The organism is Methanocalculus sp., assembly GCF_029762515.1.
Taxonomy (GTDB): Archaea; Halobacteriota; Methanomicrobia; order Methanomicrobiales; family Methanocorpusculaceae; genus Methanocalculus.
In genome coordinates this window covers 1-4,556 of sequence record NZ_JARVGN010000178.1, presented here as the reverse complement: position 1 = coordinate 4,556, position 4,556 = coordinate 1, and the positions used below count along the sequence as shown (strand labels likewise).

Below are 4,556 nucleotides of genomic sequence, written 5' to 3'. Positions count from 1 at the left end.
AATCGTCTGCATCTCCTCCCACAATCCGGTCTTTGGATCATACCACTGGATAACAAGAGCTTCGATAATGCCGTTTGCATCAGCGAGTACCTCTTCCCATTCTTCAGGAGAGAACGCAAACGTCAGGGGAACGGGAGGGGAGAAGCTCGCACCGGCGGGTGAACAGAGAACCGCATGCCCGGTGCCGGCCACCATGAAGGCGCCGCCATCAGGGAGAGCAGGGCTGTCAGGCATATCCGGATCATCCGGGTCACCAGGTGCACCAGGGATACCGGGAAGATCATCTGGCTCGATCCCTTCCACCGTGATGCTCCCGACCGCTTTCCCATCTGGCCCAAGAGCGGTTGTTCCGATCTCCAGATACACCTGTGCTGTTCCTTCCGGCGAACTCACCTCGTAATTCTGGAGCACCTGTCCGGTCCTCCCCTGCAGGAAGGAGACCGCTCCAACCCCTGAGACGGTTGGAACCGGACTCTCCTCAGCCCTATCGCTGGAGGGGCTGGGTGTCGGTGCAGGGGTAGGCACGGCTGTCACCATGATATAATCGGCTACGATCTTGTTGTTGAATCCATCGTTGTTGAATGCCTGAAGAGCCACCCTGAAAGTGCCGATGTCCGGATAGATATGGAGCGGATGCTGTGCGGCTGAACCGGCGGTCTCTAAACGCCAGGTGTCATTAAAATAATTATTATGTGAATTATAACCCCCAATCAAAGTGATACTCCCATCAGGAAGAACCACGCTCGAATGTCGTAATCGTCCCAACCAACCGGCGCTCCCATTCACCAGCTGCCAGGTTGCACCATTGTCGATAGAACGCCAGGTATCATTCTTAGGAGATCCATCTTGACCTCCCATCAGGATTAAACTCCCATCCGGGAGAAGCACACCTGATTGATCCCATCGTGCCGACCACTCAGCGGCAGGGGTCTGCTGTGTCCAGGTTGCGCCTTGATCCACAGAACGCCAGACATCATTTGTACGAGATACATCTTGACCTCCCATCATAACGATGCTTCCATCAGGGAGAGCCACGCTCGTGGGATACTCCCGTGCAGACCACTGGGCATTATCAGTCATCTGGACCCAGGTTGCACCGAGATCCTCAGAACGCCAGACATCCTTCATTCTTGAAACTGCATGACCACCCATAAGTACAATGCTGCCATCAGTGAGAACCACACTTGAATGGCCTTCACGTGCAGACCAACCAGAACTCCCATTCACCAACTGCCAGGTTGCACCCTGATCGACAGAACGCCAGGTATCATTAGATTTTATGGAGCTGCTACCCCCCATTAGCACAATGCTGCCATCCGGAAGGACAACACTTGTATGGCCATCACGTGCAGACCAACCGGAACTCCCATTCACCAGCTGCCAGGTTGCACCCTTATCGACGGAACGCCAGGTATCATTTATAAACCATGGATCAGCACCTTCATTCCCACCCATCAACACAATATTCCCATCAGGAAGAACCACACTTGTATGACGAAACCGTTTCGACCACCCTGAACTCGCGTTCACCTCCTGCCATGCACCATCAAACTGCTCATCGCCGAAATACCATGCCCAGCCAGTCGGTGTTCCGGTGGATGTGTCAGTGAACTGGACGCCAAGCGGTTGGTGGCCGGTTGTGGTGTTTGCTGTAAAGTTAGCAACAGGTGCCTGTGCAGAAACAGGCAGGACACAGAAAGAGAGCAACAACAGAAGAGAGAGAGATAGAGAGAGAAGAGACAAAGGGCGTATCAAGGCACGTTTCAGCCGCAGTTGATCGGGGATATTGGAAGAGTGTATCATAAGCTTAACTCGTATTCTGTATAGTATAACCGATTTAAGGGGAAATAAAGGTTCTTGGAGCTGAGCTGGAGGTGGGAGAGATTAGGATGGGAGGAGTTTGACGATTATTAATTGCTTGACAATATCAAATCGGGATAGAACAAGAGGCAGCAATTCCAATTCAGCGATCGCGATGCAAGGGTAAATCTTGGATAATGAACTTAACAAGGTTTGGTTTTATCACGCTATTAAACGACGGAAAATAGTTTTATAAAAAGTTTTTTGTAATAGAAAGTCAATCATAAATTAAATGGGCTTCATGGATGAAATTTTTGGATTGATAATTGCAATTGTTATGGTCATACTTTTCTTTTTTTGGATTTTACCACAAATAGCATCTGCTTTAGGTCAAGAAAGTGGATTAGTTTTTCTCGTTGGAATTATTTTGCTGGTAGTTTTTATTATCGCAATTTTTGCAATGTTGGGCAATAGAATTGGTGGTAGAGGAGGCCTATAATGGTAAATATTTCCATAAATATTCAAGATAACACATGGAAAATTGTCTTATATGGAGGGGTTATAGTCGCGTTTGTGGTTCAGATGCTCCCCTCTTATTTATCTTCAACAGAATTAAATAAAAATGATATTCTTTTAATGGCAATACTTTATTTTCTTGTATTCTTTTTACTATTTTTTCTCACTGTTGAGATCATCGATATCCATAGAAAATTGAGAGTTCTTCTGGATTCAAAGGAACATTAAGTAATTGGAATGTTTGAGGATATGAGATTGTTATTATAATTTTTCAAGTTTTTTCAGTTAATAACATGCACATTAACTACACCGAGAACGTCCCGTACTGCCCGCCGCCGCCCGGATGCAGGGTTACCCTCCCCTCACGGAAGGCGGCGATGGCATCGGCAACGCCCGGATGAACCGATCGGATCTCCTCTGTCGGAAGATGAAGCAGGATCGAAAGTTCATCGCCGAAGGTTTTAATCAGCTCATCATAGAGGGCTGAACATTTCTTTGTCCGTGGAGAGCAGGTGCCGAGCCGGTTTGCGATGATCTCGGCAAGCGGGATGATATGGATATAGGGGGGGCGAACTGTTCTGGTTTCGCCGGAGAGCTCCCGGGCACGATCCGAGACACCCTTCTTGATCCGCCCCTTGTCATGCGGACACCGCCATTTCAGAGCAACTGCCTCTTCAAGCGTATACTGGTGGTAGCAGCGGGTGCAGGCAGTCCGGTTGTATTTGCCTTCTTCGGGGAAGAACCCGATATTCATCAGGATCCGGCTCTCCCGTATCGCCGGGAGGAGGGAAGAGACATCCATTCTCTTCAGGTCAAGGATGGTACATTCTCGGCCAAGCTTCTCGGGGACAGGGCTGTGTGCATCCGAGTTGGTGAGGAATGGAATTCCCGCAAGCTCCTCGATCGCAGCACCATCCCGGCTGTCTGCCGAGAGGCCGAGTTCGAGATAGGATACCTCCTCTTCACCATAACAGTCAGCAAGTGAAGAGAAGGCGGCATATACGGATCGCCACGGTGTAAAGGCATGGGCAGGGCCGATGATGCCGCCTGCCTCATGGACGGTTTTTGCAATCGCCTCCCCCTTCAGCCGGATATGCGGTCGACCGGCGGTTTCAAGGTGGGAACAGAACGGAGTGAATGATTCCTGCATCACCGCAAATGAGTCAAGGGTCTCTGCTACAATCAGGTGGTGTACCCGGTTCTCATCCTCAACCTCGGTTGTCGGCAGGATGATGATGCCGGAGTCATTTGAAACATCCTCCCACATCTCCCGCCATTTTGGGTGAAGTGCATCACCAGTCCCGATTGCAGCAATCCCTTTGGTCCGGCACCCGGAGAGGATGCGGTCAGGAACCATATCCTTCGACGTTGCCATCGAAAAACAGGAGTGGATATGGATATCTGCTGCAACCTGAGGCATGCCTATCCGATATAGGAGAGCTCTTCCTGCTCGCGATCCTGTTCGGACTCTTTCAGCTTCTCAAGAGCCCCCTCAAGTTCCGCAGCGGTCTCCTGAAGGCGTGAAGGATCAATCTCAAGGCCGATCATCTTCGAGAGGACTGTCAGGACGGAACCGGCACTGATCGGATCGACGAGGTACCCGGAGGTCTCGCCGAGGAGGGCAACACCCTCCATCCCACGGAGAGCGCCAAGGCCGATGAGGAGTCCGGCGGCACCGATGATCCCGCCGGGAGGCTCCTCCTGTGAAAAGACCGAGCCTGCATTCACCGCTTCCTCGATCAGCTCAGGCCGATCTGAAGCACAGAGGACCCGTGGCTCATCGACAAGCCGCCCGACACCGTATCCGCCGAGGGTGTAGATCCGCTGAACGCCAAACTGTTCTGCAAGATTGAGATACTCCTCTGTGAGGATATAGTGCCCCTCAGGGGAGGTGCTCTGGCAGTCGCCTGTCAGAAGAAGGAGCGGAGGCTCAGATCTCACCAGGTAAAGCTCATTCTTCGGAAGATTAACCACCCCTTCCTTATTGATAAAGACCTGGGGTGGAAAATGGTGCGAGATGATCCTGGCGAGGAGTACACCATCCAGCTCATCGACGATATGATCAGCGACAAGCTTGCCGACGTGGCCGACACCGGGAAGGCCTTCAATTAATATTGATGCCCTGTAATCATCTGTATTTTCAACAGCATAGGAGATTGTTACCGGATCCATGTACGCATCTGCCTCCTGTACTTACCATACCGATCCTGCGGAGAAAAACGAGGTGGGTGAACCGGAGC

6 protein-coding genes are annotated in these 4,556 nt (G+C 51.0%); 2 read left to right on the top strand and 4 right to left on the bottom strand.

Annotated elements, in window-relative coordinates:
• Positions 1–1,803, bottom strand: a 1,803-nt coding sequence (locus tag QCH34_RS07355; RefSeq protein ID WP_300332345.1) for a kelch repeat-containing protein, incomplete at its 3' end; no start/stop codon positions are given.
• Between the two features lie 289 nt (positions 1,804–2,092).
• Here QCH34_RS07355 and QCH34_RS07350 point away from each other — a divergent pair.
• Both QCH34_RS07350 and QCH34_RS07345 read left to right on the top strand, forming a co-directional pair.
• The gene (locus QCH34_RS07350; protein WP_300332343.1) at positions 2,093–2,299 is read left to right on the top strand and encodes a hypothetical protein; all 207 of its coding nucleotides are present in this window, start codon (positions 2,093–2,095) and stop codon (positions 2,297–2,299) included.
• On the top strand, positions 2,299–2,544 hold the full coding sequence (locus QCH34_RS07345) for a hypothetical protein (protein ID WP_300332341.1): 246 nt from the start codon (positions 2,299–2,301) through the stop codon (positions 2,542–2,544). Before QCH34_RS07350 ends, QCH34_RS07345 begins: the two co-directional genes overlap by 1 nt.
• 76 nt (positions 2,545–2,620) lie before the next feature.
• Here QCH34_RS07345 and QCH34_RS07340 read toward each other — a convergent pair whose 3' ends face one another.
• The 3 genes from QCH34_RS07340 to QCH34_RS13320 form a co-directional block, all read right to left on the bottom strand.
• Complete coding sequence (locus QCH34_RS07340) at positions 2,621–3,736, bottom strand: endonuclease Q family protein (RefSeq protein WP_300332339.1); 1,116 nt, start codon at positions 3,734–3,736, stop codon at positions 2,621–2,623.
• Between the two features lie 2 nt (positions 3,737–3,738).
• Positions 3,739–4,488 (bottom strand): proteasome assembly chaperone family protein, encoded by a 750-nt coding sequence (locus QCH34_RS07335; protein WP_300332337.1) that lies wholly within the window; start codon positions 4,486–4,488, stop codon positions 3,739–3,741.
• The coding region (locus QCH34_RS13320; protein ID WP_366898440.1) for a nucleolar RNA-binding Nop10p family protein at positions 4,476–4,556 on the bottom strand (81 nt) is incomplete at its 5' end. The genes QCH34_RS07335 and QCH34_RS13320, both read right to left, overlap by 13 nt.